The organism is Streptococcus sinensis (assembly GCF_000767835.1).
Taxonomy (GTDB): Bacteria; Bacillota; Bacilli; order Lactobacillales; family Streptococcaceae; genus Streptococcus; species Streptococcus sinensis.
This window is the reverse complement of the sequence record NZ_JPEN01000100.1, coordinates 1-780: the sequence shown is the minus strand read 5'-3', so window position 1 is coordinate 780 and position 780 is coordinate 1. Positions and strand designations below refer to the sequence as shown.

General features: G+C 41.3%; 1 protein-coding gene. It reads right to left on the bottom strand.

The features are described 5' to 3' along the window. Positions 1 to 662 (bottom strand): MucBP domain-containing protein (locus tag SSIN_RS10600; protein WP_209325473.1); only part of this gene is annotated, 662 nt, incomplete at its 3' end. Positions 663 to 780 lie beyond the last annotated feature (118 nt).

The window sequence follows — 780 nt, the reverse complement described above, 5'->3', positions numbered from 1 at the left end:
TTGGTCTTTTCAGGTACAATGTTGTAAACTTTGTCGCCGTGCTTGATAGCGTTCGGTTTGTTATCAGTCGTATCGTATGATTCACCGACTCTTGCTTGAGCAGTGTCCGTTACATCATCTTTAATCTTGTTGCCAGACTCGTCCACATAGTGAACAAGGACATCACCAAACACTTCTTTGTAGATATAAGTAACATCTGTATTACCTTCCACAATGCGACCTTGCTCTAGACCGATAGTCTTTTCAGGAATGATTTCATAAACACGTCCATCCTGAGTAGTGATTGTCTTATGAGCATGATCACGAGTGTCATAGAGGGTGTTGATTGGAGCACCAGTTGTATCTTTTTCTGGTTCCTTAATGACTTTGCCATTTTCATCTTTATAATGAACTGTTACATCACCGAGTACTTCATCATAGACATAGACAACACGAGTTGTTCCCTTGACAACCTCACCGCTTTCTTGTCCTTGTGTAGCTGTAGGGTCAATACGGTATGTCTTACCATTAGATGACACGATTGTCACAGGCTTATGATCTGTTGTATCGTAAGCTGTTCCTACTTTCGCTGTTGGTGTGTCAACAATGCGTGGTGCAATGGTGTTGCCTTTCTTATCTTGGTAATCAACAACAACATTACCGTACTCNCACTTTCGGTGCAATGGTCACGCCGTCTTTGTTCTTATACTCGACAGTAACATCACCATATTTCTTTTCTGGTACATCGGGAACAAGATCATAGTAGTAAACAATATTGGTATTGCCTTCTACCACCTTACC